General features: G+C 43.7%; 20 protein-coding genes. 17 read left to right on the top strand and 3 right to left on the bottom strand.

Annotated features, from left to right (window positions below; genetic code table 11):
* Positions 1-7 precede the first annotated feature (7 nt).
* Positions 8-1,159 carry an ATP-dependent RNA helicase RhlB gene (rhlB, locus tag F891_RS02995; protein ID WP_004280098.1) on the top strand — a complete coding sequence of 384 codons (1,152 nt, stop codon included), beginning with the start codon at positions 8-10 and terminating at the stop codon, positions 1,157-1,159.
* Positions 1,160-1,221: 62 nt separating this feature from the next.
* On the opposite strand, the gene F891_RS02990 is transcribed toward rhlB, so the two are convergent.
* Positions 1,222-1,602, bottom strand: coding sequence for a hypothetical protein (locus F891_RS02990; RefSeq protein ID WP_004646604.1), 381 nt, complete (start codon positions 1,600-1,602; stop codon positions 1,222-1,224).
* Between the two features lie 258 nt (positions 1,603-1,860).
* On the opposite strand from F891_RS02990, the gene F891_RS02985 reads away from it, so the two are divergent.
* The 13 genes from F891_RS02985 to F891_RS02925 all read left to right on the top strand — a co-directional run bounded on the left by F891_RS02985 (position 1,861) and on the right by F891_RS02925 (position 14,813).
* On the top strand, positions 1,861-2,442 hold the full coding sequence (locus F891_RS02985) for a nitroreductase family protein (RefSeq protein WP_004729967.1): 582 nt from the start codon (positions 1,861-1,863) through the stop codon (positions 2,440-2,442).
* A gap of 33 nt (positions 2,443-2,475) precedes the next feature.
* Complete coding sequence (locus F891_RS02980; protein ID WP_004280094.1) at positions 2,476-3,549, top strand: NAD(P)H-dependent glycerol-3-phosphate dehydrogenase; 1,074 nt, start codon at positions 2,476-2,478, stop codon at positions 3,547-3,549.
* Positions 3,550-3,625: 76 nt separating this feature from the next.
* Positions 3,626-4,081 carry a phosphoglycerate mutase family protein gene (locus F891_RS02975; protein ID WP_004729964.1) on the top strand — a complete coding sequence of 152 codons (456 nt, stop codon included), beginning with the start codon at positions 3,626-3,628 and terminating at the stop codon, positions 4,079-4,081.
* Between the two features lie 30 nt (positions 4,082-4,111).
* Entirely contained in the window at positions 4,112-5,251 is a 1,140-nt protein-coding gene (gene gspL, locus F891_RS02970) for a type II secretion system protein GspL (protein ID WP_004729962.1), read from the top strand.
* Positions 5,251-5,730: a type II secretion system protein GspM gene (gene gspM / locus F891_RS02965; protein ID WP_004280088.1), complete on the top strand. Its 480-nt coding sequence runs from the start codon at positions 5,251-5,253 to the stop codon at positions 5,728-5,730. The genes gspL and gspM overlap by 1 nt, the downstream gene beginning before the upstream one ends.
* A 90-nt stretch (positions 5,731-5,820) precedes the next feature.
* Positions 5,821-6,822 (top strand): quinone-dependent dihydroorotate dehydrogenase, encoded by a 1,002-nt coding sequence (locus F891_RS02960; protein ID WP_004729961.1) that lies wholly within the window; start codon positions 5,821-5,823, stop codon positions 6,820-6,822.
* A gap of 5 nt (positions 6,823-6,827) precedes the next feature.
* Positions 6,828-7,409, top strand: coding sequence for a CvpA family protein (locus F891_RS02955; protein ID WP_004729958.1), 582 nt, complete (start codon positions 6,828-6,830; stop codon positions 7,407-7,409).
* Positions 7,410-7,433: 24 nt separating this feature from the next.
* Positions 7,434-8,969, top strand: a complete 1,536-nt coding sequence (gene purF, locus F891_RS02950; protein ID WP_004729956.1) for an amidophosphoribosyltransferase — start codon at positions 7,434-7,436, stop codon at positions 8,967-8,969.
* Positions 8,970-9,058: 89 nt separating this feature from the next.
* The gene (locus tag F891_RS02945) at positions 9,059-10,948 is read left to right on the top strand and encodes a M48 family metalloprotease (RefSeq protein ID WP_004729955.1); all 1,890 of its coding nucleotides are present in this window, start codon (positions 9,059-9,061) and stop codon (positions 10,946-10,948) included.
* A 204-nt stretch (positions 10,949-11,152) separates the two neighbouring features.
* The gene (locus F891_RS02940) at positions 11,153-11,797 is read left to right on the top strand and encodes a hypothetical protein (RefSeq protein ID WP_004729953.1); all 645 of its coding nucleotides are present in this window, start codon (positions 11,153-11,155) and stop codon (positions 11,795-11,797) included.
* Positions 11,798-11,819: 22 nt separating this feature from the next.
* The gene (locus tag F891_RS02935) at positions 11,820-12,785 is read left to right on the top strand and encodes a 2-hydroxyacid dehydrogenase (RefSeq protein WP_005262046.1); all 966 of its coding nucleotides are present in this window, start codon (positions 11,820-11,822) and stop codon (positions 12,783-12,785) included.
* A 116-nt stretch (positions 12,786-12,901) separates the two neighbouring features.
* Complete coding sequence (locus F891_RS02930) at positions 12,902-14,344, top strand: M48 family metalloprotease (RefSeq protein ID WP_004729947.1); 1,443 nt, start codon at positions 12,902-12,904, stop codon at positions 14,342-14,344.
* Positions 14,345-14,453: 109 nt separating this feature from the next.
* Positions 14,454-14,813, top strand: a complete 360-nt coding sequence (locus tag F891_RS02925; RefSeq protein ID WP_004729945.1) for a hypothetical protein — start codon at positions 14,454-14,456, stop codon at positions 14,811-14,813.
* Positions 14,814-14,883: 70 nt separating this feature from the next.
* On the opposite strand, the gene F891_RS02920 is transcribed toward F891_RS02925, so the two are convergent.
* Both F891_RS02920 and rpsU read right to left on the bottom strand, forming a co-directional pair.
* Positions 14,884-15,330 carry a GatB/YqeY domain-containing protein gene (locus F891_RS02920; RefSeq protein WP_004729943.1) on the bottom strand — a complete coding sequence of 149 codons (447 nt, stop codon included), beginning with the start codon at positions 15,328-15,330 and terminating at the stop codon, positions 14,884-14,886.
* 33 nt (positions 15,331-15,363) lie between these two features.
* Positions 15,364-15,579 carry a 30S ribosomal protein S21 gene (rpsU, locus tag F891_RS02915; protein WP_001136722.1) on the bottom strand — a complete coding sequence of 72 codons (216 nt, stop codon included), beginning with the start codon at positions 15,577-15,579 and terminating at the stop codon, positions 15,364-15,366.
* A 146-nt stretch (positions 15,580-15,725) separates the two neighbouring features.
* Between rpsU and tsaD the strand changes: the two genes are divergently transcribed.
* The 3 genes from tsaD to F891_RS17170 all read left to right on the top strand — a co-directional run bounded on the left by tsaD (position 15,726) and on the right by F891_RS17170 (position 19,243).
* The gene (tsaD, locus tag F891_RS02910) at positions 15,726-16,742 is read left to right on the top strand and encodes a tRNA (adenosine(37)-N6)-threonylcarbamoyltransferase complex transferase subunit TsaD (protein ID WP_004729941.1); all 1,017 of its coding nucleotides are present in this window, start codon (positions 15,726-15,728) and stop codon (positions 16,740-16,742) included.
* A gap of 204 nt (positions 16,743-16,946) precedes the next feature.
* Positions 16,947-17,906 carry a sensor domain-containing diguanylate cyclase gene (locus tag F891_RS02905; RefSeq protein WP_004729940.1) on the top strand — a complete coding sequence of 320 codons (960 nt, stop codon included), beginning with the start codon at positions 16,947-16,949 and terminating at the stop codon, positions 17,904-17,906.
* 204 nt (positions 17,907-18,110) lie between these two features.
* A protein-coding gene (locus F891_RS17170) for an IS3 family transposase (RefSeq protein WP_228129141.1) occupies positions 18,111-19,243 on the top strand; the annotation gives its coding sequence in 2 pieces (ribosomal slippage) (positions 18,111-18,363 and positions 18,363-19,243; 1,134 coding nt in all).
* Positions 19,244-19,272 lie beyond the last annotated feature (29 nt).

The following is a 19,272-nucleotide window of genomic DNA, read 5'->3' as shown; positions in this document are numbered from 1 at the left end:
CCGCTTTATGTCATCTGGTTTTGAAACCTTAAATTTACATCCCAATCTAAAAAAAGCGATTGATGCTTTAGGCTTTACCACCATGACGCCTATCCAGCAGAAGGTTTTGAAATTCACGCTGGCAGGACATGATGCTATTGGCCGTGCACAGACAGGTACAGGCAAAACTGCCGCCTTTTTAATTAGTATCATGAATGATCTGTTAAATAATCCGATTCAGGAACAACGCTATCGTGGTGAGCCACGCGCGCTGATTTTGGCACCGACCCGTGAACTGGCGTTACAGATTGAAAGCGATGCACAGGATCTGGCGAAATATGCCGGTCTTAATGTGGTGACCTTGCTGGGTGGTGTGGATTTTGACAAGCAAAAGAACCAGCTGAATAAAGCACCTGTCGATATTATGGTGGCTACACCGGGTCGTCTGATTGATTTTGTAGAACAAAAAGAAGTCTGGCTGGATCAGATTGAATTTTTGGTCATTGATGAAGCAGACCGCTTACTAGATATGGGTTTTATTCCTTCAGTAAAGCGCATTGTACGTTTCTCGCCGCGTAAAGAACAACGTCAGACTTTAATGTTCTCTGCTACTTTTAGCTACGATGTATTGAATCTTGCGCAACAATGGTTATTTGAACCGGTCACAGTTGAAATTGAACCGGAAAAGAAAACTAATGCCGATGTCGAGCAGCGAGTTTATATGGTTGCTAAGGCGGACAAATATAAATTATTGCAAGAAATCCTGCGTGATGAGCCGATTGAAAAAGTCATGATTTTTGCCAACCGTCGTGATCAGGTACGCAAACTTTATGATCATTTAAAACGGGATGGTTATAAAGTGGTGATGTTGTCGGGCGAAATTGCTCAGGACAAACGCCTGAAAATGCTGGATCAGTTCAAAAATGGTAAACATAACATCATGATTGCAACCGATGTTGCTGGTCGTGGTATCCATGTCGATGGTGTGTCGCATGTGGTGAACTTCACCTTGCCGGAACAGTCGGATGATTATGTGCATCGTATTGGCCGTACCGGTCGTGCGGGAACCAGTGGCGTGAGTATTAGTTTCCTTGCAGAAGATGATGCGTTCTATCTGCCAGAAATTGAAAAAGCCATTGGGCAAAAATTGCCTTTGACCCGCCTGGAAGGTTACTGCTAATACAGACCATATAAAAAACCGCTCTTGAAGAGCGGTTTTTTTATTGCGCTGTGGTTTAAGGCTTATTTGGCCTGACAGCGGAATGTAAGCACCGTCTGATAATCATCATTCTGGTTTAAACCAGTATTGGTACCTGCGATATTGCCAAGGACAGTAGCGGCTGCCTGAATCATCTGACCTGTTTGTTCATCGACTACGCCTTTTAAAGCGCCGTTATAAGCTGTCTTTTCATCCACAATAATGGGGGTTGATCGAGAGCCACAAGCTTTATTGGCCGCAGTAATCGCATTGTTTTTTGAGGTCAGTTGATTTTTACCTAATCCGGTCACCTCATACTGGTTATTTTCCTTTTGCACTGCCAATGCAGTCGGGTTTGAGGCACACGCAGTAAGCAGTAATGCAGAAATAGCTAATCCGCTGAAAGCGATTGTTTTTTTCATCATGAAATCTCAAGTAAATACGATGCTGAATATTTCAACACAGCAAGCAGCGCAGATTTTGTAGCTGTTGTATAAGTTTAGCAATTTTTGGTATAGCTCTATGTGAGTTAGGTGAAAAATAGAGCAGTACAGGATTGAAAAACCAAACAAGTTTATTTTCAAGTGGCGATGAGCTTGCTGAATCGCTATGAAGTTTCTAGCGTATTTTTCTTTGAATATGCTAATCTTGAGTAGGGTTTTTAAGTGTAGATATACAAGGCAATGACGGAATCTGCGATTGACATCGTTCATCAAAATATTCACCAACGGCAATCGATTGGTCATCTGCTGGCACCGGCACCGAATGCAGAACAACTGGAAAAAGCCTTTCAGGCGGCATTAACTGCACCCGATCATCATCGGCTCAAGCCGACCACATTTGTCGTGGTTCCAGATAATCAGCGTGAAGCTTTTGGAGAGTTGCTGTCGCAGGCGCTCGTCGATTTGGGTGAAACTGAAACAGCGCAGATTGAGCGGGTCAAGAATCATCCGTTTCGTGCGCCCTTATTGGTACTTGCCTTAACGCGTTTGCAGGATCATCCTAAAGTTCCGCATTTTGAACAAATCCTTAGTTCAGGCGCAGCGATTCAGAATTTTCTGCTGTCACTTCAGGTTCAGGGTTTCTCAACCATGTGGCGTAGCGGTGCTGTAGTCGAGTCTGGCCTGTTTAAGCAGGCATTGGGAATTTCAAAAGACGATCTGGTCTCGGGTATTATTTATATTGGCACTGCCGCAAAAGCAATTCCCCCGCGTGCAGAGATTCAAACCAGTGATTTTGTAAGTTATTGGAACCAGAACAGCTAGTTGGCACGGTATAACAGGATATTAAAAAATAAGATGTCAGAATTAAATTTCTCAAAACTGGTAGAACCGGTTGCAGTTGATCATAAGACAGCTTTAAGAGTAACGGTATTGGGTGGGGGTAGCTTTGGTACTGCAATGGCCAATACTGCAGTGCGTAATGGTTGCAATACCATGATCTGGATTCGTGATGAAGCAGTTGCGGCAGATATTAATGCCACCCATATCAATAAACGCTATTTGCCAGATTTTAAGTTAGAAGAAAATCTGCTGGCGGTGTCAGATCTGGAACAGGCTGTGCGTGATCGCGATATTATTTTAGTCGCAATTCCGAGCCATTCTTTCCGGGATGTTTTGCAGCAAATCAAACCTTTTATTACATCGCAAGCCGTGATCTCGCTGACCAAGGGTATTGAAGCCAAAACCTTTAGTTTCATGAGCGATATTATTCGTGAAGTGTTGCCTGAAGTGCCTTATGGTGTGTTATCAGGACCGAATCTGGCCAAGGAAATTGTGGCAGGACAGCCGGCAGGAACCGTGATTGCCAGCCAATCTGAGCTGGTGCGTTATGCGGTACAACAAGCCTTACATAGCGCCTTGTTCCGCGTATTCGCTAGTGATGATGTGCATGGGGTAGAACTTGGCGGCGCATTAAAAAATATTTATGCTGTCGCGATGGGTATGGCCGCTGCGTATAACGTGGGTGAAAATACCAAGAGTATGATCCTGACTCGTGCCTTGGCTGAAATGAGCCGTTTTGCAGTAAAACTTGGTGCCAATCCGCTGACTTTCCTTGGGCTTTCAGGTGTGGGTGATTTGTTCGCAACCTGTAGCAGCCCGCTCAGCCGTAATTATCAGGTGGGCTATGCGCTTGGTAAAGGTAAGACCTTGGAGCAAGCAACGACTGAATTGGGGCAAACGGCAGAAGGGATTAATACCATTGTGCAGGTCAAGGCGCGTTCGGAAGAACTCGATGTGTATATGCCGATTACCTCGGCCTTGTATGATGTGATTTTTGAAGGTGCGCCACCACTCAATATTGCCTTGTCATTGATGAAAAACGGTCATCGCAGTGATGTCGAATTTGTCTTGCCACATCATCAAGTCTGATCTATAACACAAGGACTGTCTGCGAATTGTCATATCAGCGGGTTAACATGCAGGCAAAAGAATATAAGGAAATCAAATGCAACTGACTTTAGTTCGACATGGCGAGGCCGCGCCACCGGTCAATGGTAATGACACCAAGCGACCTTTAACGGAGCGTGGTCATCAACAGGCTGAGCAAACTGCACAGTTCTTAAAGGATCTGATCAAGCCTGAAGTCTTTGTGGTCAGTCCGTTATTGCGTGCGCAGGAAACTCTGGCACATTTGCAGCATTATTTTAAAGATGTGCCGGTGGTGATCTGTAATACCATCAAACCGGATGATGATGCTAAGGTCGCAGTGGAATGGTTGTCGCAACTGCCTTATGAGTCGATTGCAGTAGTGTGTCATATGAACGTCGTGGCCCATATGTCTTCCATTCTGCTGGCTGAATCTTTTCATCCCTATGCATTGGCAGAAGCACGTATTTATGATCAGGCGGTGATTGCCCCGGGCTTATCCACACAGATAAAAAGCTTTATTCCTACACTATAAAAAATTAATTAAAACGGCAGAACACAATCGATGTTGTATTTATGGATGCCTGAAGCCAATGGGGTTTGGCAATGGTCAACTGGGGAATTCTGGAACACTGCGGACACACTTGAGCAGCTGATTCAGGATATACAGGCTCATCATGGCGAAGAGGCGGTAGTATTTTTCCCGAGCCGTCATGTGCAAATTTTGCAGCAGACCTTGCCCAAGAGCCAATATAAGAAAATGGGCAATGATGGCATTAAATATTTGCTCGAAGAATACGTGGTGCTGCCGGTAGATGCTATGAAAGTGCTACATCATTTTCAGCAGCCGGATCAGATCAGCATTATGGGGATTGCGAATTCTACGCTTGAGACCTTGCAACACGCGCTCAACCTGATTCCGGTCAAGCTGGCGGCTTTGTTGCCGGACTTTTTGGTGCTACCGATTCCTGAGGCCAATCAGCGTGTGATTGCGCAAATCGGTGGACGCTTGCTGGTGCGCGAGTCGGAATATATCGGACAGTCGCTAGATGATCTGAGCCTTTATCTGGATTATCAGTCCACGGACCTTAGCTATAAGGTGAGCAATCTGAATCAGGAACAGTTGCGTAGTCTTGAAGCGTTCATCACTCAGGAGCAACTGGAATCTTTCCAATATGGTGTTCCTGTACTGAAAAAACCAAAACAGCATCCGTTTAATGTCTTGCCTAAAGCAAAATCCGATGGCGCTATTTCCGGTTACTGGAAAGCCTGCGCGGCGGTTTTTCTGGGTATTTTGGTATTGCAGTTTAGTTATGATGCTGTGCGCTGGTATCAATATAAGAAAGTGGCGAATCAGACCGCCGCGCAAGCCATTGACCAGTTTAAATACTGGTTTGGACAAAATTATCCGGTCACTGAGCAAAATATCAAAAGTCAGTTTGAGGGGCAGTTGCGTCAAAGCCAGATTGCAGATACGCATGCATTGCAGCTGATTAGTCGGGTGGGGCCAGTCTTGATGCAAAATCAGATTGTGGCACAACGGGTGAATTATGATGCTTCTGTGCTAAGTATGGAACTTAAAGCCAATTCATCAGAAACGTTAAATGCACTGACCACGCAATTGAGCCAGCAAGGCTTCAAGGTGGAGCTGGGGAATATTCAGGCCAGCGGAACAGCTGCGATCGGACTGGTGAGGATTCAATAATGAAAGGCATTGAAGCGCTACAAAATCGTATGGATCAGTCTTTTGAAAAACTGAGTGATTATCTGGACAGCTTGTCGGTACGTGAACGGGTAATGGTGATTTTTACCACTGTTTTTGTGATTGTGGCGGCAGTCGGTTCTGCACTCTGGTATATGCATCAGGCGGCAGATACCCAGCAAAAACGCTTAAATCAGCTGAAAGATACCATTGTTTGGATGCAAAGTAATGCAGTAACCATGAAACCGGCTGGGGACACCCAACTGGATGCAGCGGAGAAAGTACAGCGAGTCGCACAGCAGCAAGGATTGTCGGTGGCTTCCCAGCAAATGGAAGGAAAAATTCAATTGGCGGTCATGCATGAAAATTATGCAGTACTGGCAAATTTCCTGACTCAGCTGGCACAAATGGGGCTAAGTATCGAGAAAATGGAACTAAATAATGAGGCAGGACAGATTAAATTAACGGCGACCATACAATAAACGGTAAAAATAAAGATTTGCAAAGCATGGTTTTTTTGTCAGCCTATGCCTATAATATGCCGACTTAAAAAGCAGTAGACTTTTCTGGATATGTTGTATTCTCTAGCCCGCCCTTTGTTGTTTTCTTTAGCACCAGAGCGTGCACATGAGCTGACATTATCACTATTGAAATCATCCCATAAAATGGGCTTGATGCGTCAAAACGTTGCTGCGAAACCTGTGACCTGTATGGGAATCGAATTTCCCAATCCGGTAGGTCTTGCGGCAGGTTTGGACAAAAATGGTGCCTATATTGACGCCCTTGCCGGTCAAGGTTTTGGTTTTATTGAAATTGGTACCATTACCCCGAGACCGCAAGCCGGTAATCCTCATCCGCGTTTATTTCGTTTACCACAGGCCAAAGCCATTATTAACCGTATGGGCTTTAACAATGATGGCGTGGATCAGCTGGTTGAAAATGTCAAAGCGGCCAAATTTAAAGGTATTCTCGGTATTAATATCGGTAAAAACGCTGATACTCCGGTAGAAAAAGCAGTAGATGATTACCTCATCTGTTTAGAAAAAGTCTATAATTATGCTTCTTATATTACCGTCAATATTTCTTCTCCCAATACCAAAAACCTGCGCAGCCTGCAAAGTGGTGATGCGCTCACCGAACTGCTGGAAACATTGAAGAAGCGTCAGCTTGAATTGGCTCAGGAATACCAGCATTATGTACCTTTGGTACTGAAAGTGGCGCCTGATCTGGATAACAGCGATATTGCCTTTATTGCCAAACAGTTATTGCAATTCAAGATCGATGGTCTGATCGTGACCAATACCACACTGTCACGTGAAGGGGTAGAGGGTCTGGAGCATGCAGAGGAAGCGGGCGGTTTGTCTGGCGCGCCAGTATTTGAGAAAAGTACCGCATGTCTGGCTGCATTTGCTGCGGTATTAAAAGGACAAATTCCATTGATTGGTGTGGGTGGTATTCTTTCAGGTGCAGATGCTGCTGCCAAGAAACAGGCAGGCGCCAGCCTTGTACAAGTTTATAGTGGCCTCATCTATACCGGACCTAAACTTGTAAAAGATTGTGTAGACGCACTTTAAATCCTATGAATGCCATTGATATCTTTCTACTGATTATCTTGCTCATTGGAGGGCTCAACGGTTTGCGTCAAGGATTTATTAAAGCCTTTGCGAACTTAGTGGGATGGATCTTTGCCCTGATTGTTGCGGCAAAATATTCAACGCTACTTGCGCCGTCTATGGTTGCTCTGAGTACAGATCCAGTCGTACAAAAGATTGCGGCCTTCGCTTTTATCGTCCTGCTGATTGTAGTTCTGACCTGGATCGTTACTGCACTGTTGAACCGTATTTTAAAGAGTCTTAAACTGGGTCCTCTTAACCGTCTGGCGGGTGGTGTCTTTGGTAGCCTGAAAGGTTTGCTGATTGTTCTGATTACCATGCAGGGAATTGGCCCGTGGGTAGAAAGCTCACCGCACTGGAAACAGTCCAAGTTTATTCAAGCTTTATTGCCTTATGCGCCTTGGGCGACGCAAATGTCGAAAGAAGCCGCGAATGGTGCACTACAACATATCAAGCCTGAAGGGGCATCGAAACCTTCAGCTTCATCATCTGAAACATCGTCCAAGTCTGGAGCTGCAGATGAGTCTACAAATAATCCTTTTTATTAATCCTAGCTTGTCTGCGAGGTTGCTATGTGTGGAGTAGTTGGTATAGCTGGTAAATCACCCGTTAACCAAATGTTGTTTGATGCATTAACGATGTTACAACATCGTGGACAAGATGCAGCTGGGATCGTGACATGTGATGAAGGACGTTTATTCCTGCGCAAAGACAATGGTATGGTGCGTGATGTATTCCATACCCGTCATATGCGTGCTTTGAAAGGAAATTACGGTATTGGTCATGTGCGTTATCCAACAGCCGGTTCATCGAGCAGTGCTGAAGCACAGCCGTTTTATGTGAACTCGCCGTACGGGATTACCTTGGCACATAATGGTAACCTGACCAATGCTGAAGAAATTCATGATGACCTGTTCAAAACTGACTTGCGTCATATGAACACCGATTCTGATTCGGAAGTCCTGTTAAACGTGTTTGCGCATGAATTGCAAAAACATGGCAAATTGGTACCGACGTCGGAAGATATTTTCCATGCGGTGACGCGTGTGCATGAGCGTTGCAAAGGCGCTTATGGTGTGGTGGCGATGATTACCGGTCAGGGACTGGTAGGCTTCCGTGATCCAAATGGTATTCGTCCACTGATCTACGGTTCACGTGAAACTGAACAGGGTATGGAATATATCATTGCTTCTGAATCTGTTGCGATTACTGCGCTGGGCTTTAAAGTTGAGCGTGATATTTTGCCTGGTGAAGCGGTATTTATTGATTTAGAAGGTAATTTTTTTACCAAGCAATGTGCGGCGAATGCTGAATACCGTCCTTGTATTTTTGAATATGTTTATTTTGCCCGTCCAGATGCCATCATTGATGGAATCTCGGTGTATAAAGCACGTTTGAAAATGGGTGAGAAGCTGGCGCAAAAAATTCTGCGTGAGTGGGGTGAAGAGCATGATATTGATGTGGTGATTCCGATTCCGGATACTTCACGTACTTCAGCGCTAGAACTTGCCAATATGTTGGGCGTGAAATTCCGTGAAGGTTTCATGAAAAACCGTTATATCGGCCGGACCTTCATTATGCCTGGTCAGCAGCTGCGTAAAAAATCGGTACGTCAAAAACTGAACCCGGTTGAGCTTGAGTTTAAAGGTAAAAACGTACTGTTGGTGGATGACTCGATTGTCCGTGGTACGACCTGTAATGAAATTATCCAGATGGCTCGTGATTCTGGTGCGAAAAAAGTATTCTTCGCTTCTGCAGCACCGATGGTGAAATATCCAAACGTTTACGGTATTGATATGCCGGCGAAATCTGAGCTGATTGCATCGGAACGTAGCGTGGAAGAAATCCGTGAAATTATTGGTGCTGACCGTCTGATTTTCCAGGATCTGGAAGATTTGAAAGATGCGGTAAGAACCACCAAAGTACCGGATGTCAAAGACTTTGATTGTTCAGTGTTTGATGGCATCTATGTTTCGGGCGGTATTGATGCGCAATATCTGGATGATCTTCAGCAAAAACGTAGTGACAGTGCCATGAAAGAAAGCAATTATATTGATGTCAATATTGATGCAGCCTCAGTGGATTTGACTGGCGTACGCGAAGTTTAAACATTTAAAATCATCATGAAAAAGCGGGAATTTCCCGCTTTTTTGTTTTATGATGAACCCATTGAAAATCATCATTTTAGGGTTCTGCATTGCGAAACGTAGGATACGATTTTATAAAAAACAAAAATATAGTACTGCCTGTAAGTTTTTGCCTGATTGCAATTCTGTTGACTATTTTTATTATTAATACCGTTGTTGGTCTCTTTGTTTTTTATACTGATCCTAGCCAGTCAATCTTCTGGCATGCGCTAAGTCCTTATCTGATTGCTTTGTTGTTATGTGCCATGATGATCTCGGTCATCTATGAATTCTATATTTTTCGGAATGGCGGTTATTCGCTGGCGAAGCAGTTGGGTGCACGTCGGTTGAGTCCGATGGACAGTATTCCAGAAGAAAGTGCTGCACTGCACATTAACCAGCAACTGTCAGAGACTTTTCTGATTGACGTTCCGGCGGTATATGTGCTGCCCGATGAAGTTGGTGTCAATGCATTGACGGCAGGGTTTAGTCCGCGGGATACCGCAATTATCCTGACTTGGGGTGCGATACAAACACTGGATAAAGTCGAGCTGTATGGCTTGCTCAGCCATGAATTCAATAAAATCCTGTCTGGTGAAGCTGCGGAAAATACCCGTTTGAAAATTCTGTATAGCAGTTTAACCACGTTTAGTCAGTGTGGCAGTAAGATTGCCAAGTCCGGTTTTTATCGAGCGGGTAGTCCTCGTGAAAACAAGTTCGAAACTTTCTATGTTTCAGTCGGTGCGGTGATCTGGCTGATTGGTAGTTTGGGTGTTTTGATTTCCCGTTTCATTAAATATATTTCACTCGGTGGTCGGACCTATAAAAATGATCGAAAGACCCGACGCCTGATTCAAAATGATGCCAATATTCAGACTTTACTCAGAATTCATGTGCATCATTCCGGCTCCCAGATTTATAGTGAATATGCTGAATCCATTTCACATATGTGCTTTGCCAATTCCTTGAGCCCACAAAACTGGCTGAATATTCATCCCCATATCAATCAGCGGATTTATGAATTAAATCCTGCCTTGATTCAGGACTTACAGCTTGAGAATCTGAAAAAACTCAAAAATCAGCCTTTGTTTAGTTTGTTCCGTTCTTTAGAAGAAGTGGTGCCTGAAACTGCAATGAGCTGGAGCTCGCCACAGCCTTTGCCATTATTGCGGCTGTCTCCGATCAGTTTTGCGATTAAAGATGCGATCAAACCACTGAATCCGGAACTTCGGCTCAAGATGCCACGTCCGGAACTGATTGAGCGTGCATTACAAACCGCAACTGGTTCTCGTGAAGTGATGGTCGCCATTTTAATGATCCGTCAATATCGTGAATTTATTCCGACTGAGGCTGAAGTTAGCCGTGCCATTGTAGATTCATTGCTCAATCTGGACGGGCGGGTGCATATCTCGATTTTCCAGCAAGCTTGTAACAATATTGGTGGCATGCCGACAACTGTTGCACGCCAGTTTTTGATGAAGCTGGCACGGATTATTCAGGAAGATGGCGAAATTGGCCTGTTGGATGCATTATTACTGGAATGTGTGAAATACGAACTGAATTTGCTTCCTGCACATACGCCTACAGCACTCGATGAGGTCAAGCCACAGATTGTGCGTTTGATCGACGCCTTGCTGCATGTACAGCAGATTAATAGCGGCAACCAGCTTGAGGTGCGGGAGCGGATTTTAAACCGGATTCTGACCGCTCAGGAACTGGACTTATATAATGAAATTTCTGATGAGCCGATTGATCTAGCAGAAATCCTGAATGATATTGCGGGGCTGTTATTGCGTGATCGCCTCAGTATTTTAGGTATTGCAGAGGCCTGTTTGTGGAGTGATCGTATCGTGACACAGGATGAGTTGGACGTGATGGAGCTGTTGTATTGGCGCTTGGGTTTTGAGGCAGAACAGGTCGTTCAGCAAATGTTAAAGAAGAACAGTTTAACCATTCTGTAGAAAATAAATGAGAACGCGCAGCTTTAGCCGGAATCTGTTATAACAGCAGGAATGGTTTAATTGTGTATTAAAAGCACGGTTTTTAGCAGACAGCTAAACTTTGTACTAGAATCCATCAGGATAAAAAAGAAAAGCTGAAAAAGTTCGGCAAAGCACAGGCAATCCGGCTAAAATGTTCAGCCTGAAATTGGTGATGATGAAAAGATGATTGGGCATCAGCGTGACATACTGGCAACATTAGGAATCGATCTCTGGATTCCTAGGGACAGCGCATGTCAGCCGCACCAGGTTTCGATCTGGCGTGATCAGGCTGCACCTGAATTTCACACCGATATCGTCTTACCACAGCCTGCTTCCGTAGAGGCGTTGGCTGATCTACCGATTCCTGAGCCAGAGCCAATTGTTACGCTTAAGGTTGATACACCACCTGCGGCACCGACTCACATTGCACCTGTTCAGGAACAGCGTGAAATCGTACAAATCCCGCCATTCAGTTTGCAGGCTTTAAGTCTGGCACATTGCAGTATCGTGATTGATGCAACTGCAATGACCGAAGACACCCAGAATTTATGGGGCAATATCCAGCGTGCAGTCCCGGGAGAGTTTCATGAGCTGAACTGGCCATTTCCCTGGGCCAATGTTCAGGATGGACGTGGTGTAGAATCCTATATTCAGGGTTTTCTGGATGGGATGAGTGTAGAGAAAAATATTATTTTCCTCGGGCCTGTAGCGCATATATCAAATACGAAAATGATCCAGTTGGCATCTTTACAAGAAATGCTGGATCAACCAATTCTAAAAAAACGTTTATGGCAGTTTATGCAAAATAGGACCGCCAGTCTGGAATAATCTTGCTGTGGAATAAAAATAGATGAAACAAAAAGTGGTTGTATTTAGTCAAATTGATGCTGATATTCAAAATAAGCTCGAACAAAATTATCAGGTTAGTTATATACAACCCAAGCTAGGCGATGTGAATCAACAGCTTTTGCAGCAGGTTCAGGATGCTGATGGCATGATTGGCGCAGGGCGTTTGCTGAATCGCGATAATCTGGCCAGTGCCACCCGGTTAAAAATTATCTCCAGTGTCAGTGTCGGTTATGACAACTATGAACTGGATTATTTAAATGAAAAGAAAATTTATCTCAGTCATACGCCGCATGTACTGACTGAAACCACTGCTGACCTGGCTTTCACTTTACTGATGTCAGCAGCACGCAAAGTGGCTTACCTGGATCAATGGACCAAGCAGGGACAATGGCAGCGTACCGTGGGCGAAGCACAATTTGGTATGGATATTTTTGGAAAAACCCTCGGAATTATTGGTCTCGGTCATATTGGGGCGGCAATCGCACGTCGTGGTTTTTACGGTTTTAACATGAATATTCTGTATCATAATCGCCGGGAAAAACCAGAACTCGCTCAAGGGTTGAATGCGAAATATTGCCAGCTTGAGGAACTGTTACAGCGTTCTGACTTTGTGGTCGTTGCAGTAGATTTGAATGCGGATTCTAAGGCGCTGATTGCGACAGCGGAATTGGCTAAAATGCAATCCCATGCAGTATTGGTCAATATTTCACGTGGCTCGGTCATTGATGAACAGGCATTAATTTCAGCTTTAAAAGCCAAGCAGGTTTTTGCTGCCGGTCTGGATGTGTATCAGAAAGAGCCGTTAAAGGAATCGGAATTATTCCAGTTGGATAATGTGGTTACATTGCCACATGTGGGTTCGGCCACTGCAGCCACCCGTAAAAAAATGGCAGAACTGGCTTATCAGAATCTTGTTGATGCCTTGGAAGGACGAGTGCCCCGTTATGTGGTCAATCCGGAATTTTAAAATGCATCTGATTCGTCGTTTAAATGGTATTAAAAAATAACATTTTCTTGCGTCTCTGCTCATGGTTCAATGCTATATTCAAGACAGATTAGATTGGCAGGATTAGAGATTTTTCATTGAAACGATTGGCGCTGGTGTGTGGCTTAAGTCTGTATATGGTGGCAGGGCACAGCTCTAACCATGATTTTAATCAAGTAAATGTACAATTTTCTGTGCCTGATATTGGTACAGGTGTCGGCTTACTCGATCAACAAAAAGAAAAAATGATCGGTGAAAAAGTCTATCGTGAAGTGCATAAACAAATGCCAGTGATGCAAAATCCATGGCTTGAAGATCAGCTGCTTTCAGTATTTTCTCATATTCTGAGTCAAACTCAATTGCAACAGCCGATCGGTTTGTTGGTCATTAATGATCCGCAAATTAATGCTTTCGCCGTACCGGGTGGCCTCTTTGCACTTAATGCTGGTCTGATTAATTCAGCCCGAAACATGGATGAAGTGGCAGGAGTCATGGCACATGAAATTGCACATGTCACACAACGTCATTACAGTCGCTCTCAGGATGCCTTTAAAGGGCAAGGTTTACTGGCGCTAGCTGGAATTCTCGTCGGTGCTTTGGTCGCTTCTCAGGCAGATGGTGATGTCGGCACAGCGGTCATGATGGGTTCACAGGCAGCACTTCTGGATAAACAGCTTACCTATAGCCGTAATCAGGAGCGTGAGGCAGACCGGATTGGTATGCAATATATGTATCGTTCCGGCTATAACCCGCATAGTATGGCTGACTTCTTCGAAGTCATGCATCGCTCGACCAGTCGCTTAAGCTTCCTGCCGGATTTCTGGTTCACCCATCCACTGACGACTGAGCGTATGAGTGAAGCACGTTTGCGTGCCAATCAGCTGCCTGCGGTCAAACCTAAGCTGAATGATCAGGACTTTGAGATTATCAAATGGTATAGTAGGGTGCTGTCTCGCCAGACCAGTGAGGAGCAGCTCAGTTTGATGAATCGGCAGAATAATTTTGCCGGTCAGCTTGCTTTGGCTGCCTACCAGATACAGCAAAGTGATTTTCAGGCCGCACAGGCTGCTTTAGATCAGGCGAAAAAGCATAACCAGATGCATCCTTTATTGGTCTTGTTTCAGACTGATATTTACTTAGGTCGGAACCAGTTGAATGCAGCGCTGAAAAGTGTGGCTTCGGCAGCGCGGATCATGCCGGAAAATCGTGCGCTCAATTATAAATATGCAGAAGTCTTGATTCGTGCCCAGCAACCTGATCAAGCTAAACAAATTGTACAAAAGTTTTTGAATGCCAATTCCCGCGATGTGAGCGGCTGGCGACTGATGCAACTGGCGACCAATGCAGAGCCTGCATCGGCAATCAAGGCCGCCAATGTGCTACGTTATCGTGCAGAAGTAGAATACTGGTCCGGTTATGAAGAAACCGCCATCAAGTCATTATTACATGCACAGCGTACAGCGAAAAATAATCAATCTTTATCGGCAACCATTAACCAACGCCTGAAACAGATGCAGCAGGCACGTCAATATAAAATTTAAGCCTTAGTCAGGTTTTAAGCTTTTTATATCAGGATGATATGGTCAGGATATACTGAATCGGGCTACAATCTTTTTTTAATGATCAGTGCGATTAAATCTGAAGCATGCTATGAAGAAAATATTATTGGGCATCTGTCTATTGGGGTGGAATTATGCGGTATTTGCTGCGAGTGCTGTTGAGTATGTAGATGCGGTAGAGCGTATTAATACTGACTATAAAAAGGAATCGCGTCAATTCTTGGGTGGTTTGAATCCGCAGCAACAAGGTTTTAGCGCAGCACAGAATTCACATTTTTGTAGTATTGTGCAACGTTATGCCGATCGCTTATATCAGGCGGCTGACCAAAATCGTGCTTATCTGGATCGTCAGTTTCAGAAGATAACTAAACAGGATGTGATTATAGAAGTGAAATCTTCAAAAGAGATGCAATTGCTGAAACGTTATCAGGTTGACTGTTATTTGCAATAAGAATACGTTAAGAACTGTCTTTTATAAAAAGTCAGTTCAACGTTAAAGATCGAATATTAGAGAAGTGGGATTAAGCAAGTTTCGCTTTAATTTTAGCTGAAACTTGTGCAGGATCGGCGCGCCCGGCTATGAGCGGACGCAGAGAATTCATCACCTTACCCATATCTTTCATGCTAGTAGCTTCTTGCGCTGCAATCGTTTGCGCAATGATGGAATCAAGTTCTTCCTCAGTCATAGCTTCTGGTAGAAATTGAGATAACACCTCAACCTCGGCTTGTTCCTTACTAGCTAAATCTTCTCGACCAGCACCATCAAAGGCCTTGATCGATTCTTTACGTTGTTTAATTTGTTTTTCAATGACCGCAAGAACTTGAGCGTCGTCAAGTTCTTTGCGCTCATCGACTTCGATTTGCTTAATTGCCGCCTGTAGACCACGTATGACCGTCAGCTTGGACATTTCTTTGGCACGCATTGTTGCTTTCAAAACATCCGTGATTTGGTCTTTTAAAGTCGTCATTATTTAATCCAGGCAGTCAATCACAAATTAATCTTAGTAAAGGCGAGTCGTACGTACTGATTCACGCGCCAATTTCTTTTGGTAGCGTTTAACAGCAGCAGCTTTTTTGCGCTTACGTTCTTGAGTTGGTTTCTCGTAGAATTCACGCTTACGTACGTCAGCTAGAACACCCGCTTTTTCGCATGAACGTTTGAAACGACGGATAGCTACGTCTACTGGTTCGCCTTCTTTCAATTTAACTTGTGGCATGAAGAATCCTCATAAAGTTATGGATAAGATCGCAGGCCGAATGCCTGTGATCACAAGTGAAGGTCAGTATTTTACTCATTTACATCTCATACCACAAGCCTATAATAGTGACTGCAATAGAATTGATACAGGTTATAGGCAGTTTAATGATCGTTTTAGGCTTGGAAACGTCGTGTGATGAAACAGGACTTGCGCTGTATGACAGCGAGTTGGGTTTACGCGGGCAGGTGCTTTATAGCCAGATTAAACTGCATGCAGAATATGGCGGTGTGGTTCCAGAGCTGGCGTCACGTGATCATGTGCGTAAACTAATTCCATTAATGAATGAATTATTGGAGCAAACTGACGTCAAAAAATCGGAAATTGATGCCATTGCATATACGCGTGGGCCAGGTTTAATGGGCGCATTAATGACAGGTGCGTTGTTTGGTCGAACTTTGGCCTTTGCACTGAACAAACCGGCAATTGGTGTTCATCATATGGAAGGGCATATGCTTGCACCTTTGTTGTCAGAAACTCCGCCTGAGTTTCCATTTGTTGCATTATTGGTATCAGGTGGGCATTCACAACTTATGGCTGCTTATGGCATTGGCCAGTATGAATTACTTGGTGAATCCATTGATGATGCAGCCGGCGAAGCCTTTGATAAAGTCGCGAAAATGATGGGCTTGCCATATCCGGGTGGTCCGAATATCTCTAAACTGGCGGAGCAGGGTGACCCGAATGCCTTTGCATTCCCGCGTCCAATGCTGCATCAAGGCCTGGAATTTTCATTCAGTGGTTTAAAAACGGCTGTTTCTGTACAGATGAAAAAACTCGGTGATGAAAATCGCGATGCCGATATCGCTGCCAGTTTTCAGGAAGCCATTGTTGATACTTTGGTGAAAAAGTCGGTGAAAGCACTGAAGCAAACGGGGCTTAAACGTCTGGTGATTGCGGGCGGTGTCAGTGCCAATAAGCGTTTACGTGAGCGTTTAGAAGCAGATTTAGCCAAGATCCGTGCATCTGTTTATTATGCTGAACCTGCACTCTGTACAGACAATGGTGCAATGATTGCTTTTGCGGGCTATCAGCGTTTAAAAGCAGGGCAGCATGATGGCTTGGCGGTGACCACCACACCACGCTGGCCAATGACGGAATTGACTAATCCGACAGAGGCATAGATTTCAGGCTTGAAAAAAAGAGGCTAAGGCCTCTTTTTTATTGTGAATTTTTAAATGAAAACTTATAGCAACGGTATGTTGTAAATATATAGTTTTATAGCTGTATTTAGAGCTTGTATATTCTATTGAAACCGGAAAAATAGTTTAATAGCTTAAGTTTATATCATGCATATTTTTACAGGTTTGTAGCAGAGGCAATCTCGGATGGAAAATATAAATTTCAAAAGTTTTCAGGATGCTGGAGAGGCAGTATTAAAGTTTCTGCATCAGCATTTCGGCTTTAATTTATGGATGATCACCCGGGTAGAAGGCCAAGACTGGATTGTGCTGCAAAGTGAAGATCATGGTTATGATATACGACCCGGTCAAGTGTTTCAGTGGGCTGATTCTTTTTGTTCTCATATGGTCGCAGGTAAGGCCCCGAGAATTGCCCCCCGCTCTGAAGAAATTCCTTTATACGCCACAGCGCCGATTAATCAGCAGGTCTGTATAAAATCTTATATTGGTCAGCCACTCCTTAAAGAAGATGGCAGTTTGTTTGGAACACTCTGTGCGATTGATCCAGAAACCAAATCGGAAGCTATTGTGCAAGATATGCAATTGGTCGAGTTATTGGGACAATTGCTCAGTTCGATCTTGCAGGCAGAATTGCGTCAAAGTGAGCAGGTACGTCAACATGAATTATTGCAGGAAGAAGCCAGTAAAGATGAATTGACCGGGCTCTATAATCGTCGGGCCTGGGAAAAACTGCTGCGAGCTGAAGAAGAGCGTTGTAAACAATATGGTCATCCCGCCGCTGTATTATTTATTGACCTGAATGACCTAAAAAAGTTGAATGATAGTTTGGGTCATGATGAAGGTGACAAGCTGATTCAAAATGCGGCGCAGGTATTGCGAGATAACGTACGAATCAATGATATTGTTGCTCGTTTAGGTGGCGATGAGTTTGTGATTCTTAGCGTGGAAAATGATGAAACGGGTACTGAAAGTTTAGTGGATCGTTTAATTAATGCCTTTGCAGCAGCAAACATTGGCGCAGCGATTGGTATGGCAATGCGTCATCCAAGTCAGGGCTTATTTGCAGCACTCGCACAAGCGGATCAGAACATGTTTGAGTATAAACGTCGGAAAAAATCCAGTGAATCCATGACCAATCTAAAATAATTGACGCTTTAAATCTTCTTTAAATGATTAAGTATTTCATATCATAAAAATGATCATTTTCTATGCTCTAACGTTATCCTATCTTTCAATATTCTCTTTCATAGCCATGTATGAAAAGAGGTGGATCAGGAAATTTGAACAACACTTATAAGTGATATTTTGCTCCCCAAATGATGTTATAAACATCAATATATGGAGTATTTTATGACACGTAGACCAAGAAGAAATCATTCAAATGACTTTAAAGCTAAGGTAGCACTTGCTGCGATTAAAGCAGAAAAAACACTTGCTGAATTGAGTGCTGAATTTGATGTTCATCAAAACCAAATTATTGACTGGAAAAATCAACTGATTTCAGCTTCCTCGCAAGCTTTCGATCAATCAAAAGCTCCAACAGAACCACCCATCGATCTAAAAAAACTACATGCAAAAATCGGTGAGCAGGCATTAGAAATTGATTTTTTAGAAGGTGTGTTGAAGAAACTGGGCCGCTTCAACCACAAAAGTTAATCGATGACTCACTTCAGATTTCAGTATCTAAGCAAGCTAAGCTGCTGAAAGTCTCCCGTGGTTGTTATTACTATCGCCCAAAACCTGTGAGTGAATCAGATCTGAAGCTGATGCGCTGTATGGATGAGTTACATATGCAATACCCTTTTGCAGGTAGCCGTATGATGCGTGATTTATTGAATCGTCAAGGACATCATATAGGACGACGTCATACACGTACTTTAATGAAGAAAATGGGCATTAATGCGTTATATCGTAAACCAAATCTAAGTCAGGCCAATCAAGCTCACCGTAAATATCCATATCTGCTCAAAGGATTGGCTATTCAGCGCAGTAATCAAGTGTGGTGTACGGATATAACGTATATCCCTATGGCAAAAGGCTTTGTTTATTTATGTGCTGTGATTGATTGGCATAGCCGCAAGGTACTTGCGCATAGGGTATCGATTAGTATGGAGGTGGATTTTTGTATTTCGGCTTTAAATGAAGCGATTGAAAAATATGGATCACCTGAAATATTTAATACAGACCAGGGCAGTCAGTTCACCAGTGATGCATTTATTGATGTATTGAAATCAAATGGCATTCAAATCAGTATGGATGGTAAAGGTCGATGGATTGATAATGTGATGGTTGAACGGTTATGGAGAAGCGTTAAATATGAAGAGGTGTATCTCAAAGCTTATAGCAGTGTCACCGATGCGAAAAAGCAATTGAGNGCATATTTTGAATTTTATAATTTGAAACGACCTCATTCGAGTCTGGACAAAATGACTCCAGATGAGTTTTACTATGACCAGCTACCACAACAAAATAAGGTAGCTTAACTAGAGCAGAATATCACTTATAAATAAGC

The sequence above is a fragment of the Acinetobacter sp. CIP 101966 genome (assembly GCF_000369725.1).
GTDB classification, from domain to species: domain Bacteria; phylum Pseudomonadota; class Gammaproteobacteria; order Pseudomonadales; family Moraxellaceae; genus Acinetobacter; species Acinetobacter lwoffii_Q.
Note: the sequence above shows the minus strand (reverse complement) of the source record. Positions and strands in the feature narration are given on the sequence as shown.

Coding starts and splice junctions, on each gene's coding strand:
- F891_RS02960 (WP_004729961.1), top strand. CDS start 5,821: ATGTTGTATTCTCTAGCCCGCCCTTTGTTGTTTTCTTTAGCACCAGAG.
- F891_RS02905 (WP_004729940.1), top strand. CDS start 16,947: ATGGAAAATATAAATTTCAAAAGTTTTCAGGATGCTGGAGAGGCAGTA.
- F891_RS02935 (WP_005262046.1), top strand. CDS start 11,820: ATGAAACAAAAAGTGGTTGTATTTAGTCAAATTGATGCTGATATTCAA.
- gspM (WP_004280088.1), top strand. CDS start 5,251: ATGAAAGGCATTGAAGCGCTACAAAATCGTATGGATCAGTCTTTTGAA.
- F891_RS02985 (WP_004729967.1), top strand. CDS start 1,861: ATGACGGAATCTGCGATTGACATCGTTCATCAAAATATTCACCAACGG.
- F891_RS02920 (WP_004729943.1), bottom strand. CDS start 15,330: ATGACGACTTTAAAAGACCAAATCACGGATGTTTTGAAAGCAACAATG.
- F891_RS02990 (WP_004646604.1), bottom strand. CDS start 1,602: ATGATGAAAAAAACAATCGCTTTCAGCGGATTAGCTATTTCTGCATTA.
- rpsU (WP_001136722.1), bottom strand. CDS start 15,579: ATGCCACAAGTTAAATTGAAAGAAGGCGAACCAGTAGACGTAGCTATC.
- F891_RS02955 (WP_004729958.1), top strand. CDS start 6,828: ATGAATGCCATTGATATCTTTCTACTGATTATCTTGCTCATTGGAGGG.
- F891_RS02925 (WP_004729945.1), top strand. CDS start 14,454: ATGAAGAAAATATTATTGGGCATCTGTCTATTGGGGTGGAATTATGCG.
- purF (WP_004729956.1), top strand. CDS start 7,434: ATGTGTGGAGTAGTTGGTATAGCTGGTAAATCACCCGTTAACCAAATG.
- rhlB (WP_004280098.1), top strand. CDS start 8: ATGTCATCTGGTTTTGAAACCTTAAATTTACATCCCAATCTAAAAAAA.
- tsaD (WP_004729941.1), top strand. CDS start 15,726: ATGATCGTTTTAGGCTTGGAAACGTCGTGTGATGAAACAGGACTTGCG.
- F891_RS02940 (WP_004729953.1), top strand. CDS start 11,153: ATGATTGGGCATCAGCGTGACATACTGGCAACATTAGGAATCGATCTC.
- gspL (WP_004729962.1), top strand. CDS start 4,112: ATGTTGTATTTATGGATGCCTGAAGCCAATGGGGTTTGGCAATGGTCA.
- F891_RS02980 (WP_004280094.1), top strand. CDS start 2,476: ATGTCAGAATTAAATTTCTCAAAACTGGTAGAACCGGTTGCAGTTGAT.
- F891_RS02975 (WP_004729964.1), top strand. CDS start 3,626: ATGCAACTGACTTTAGTTCGACATGGCGAGGCCGCGCCACCGGTCAAT.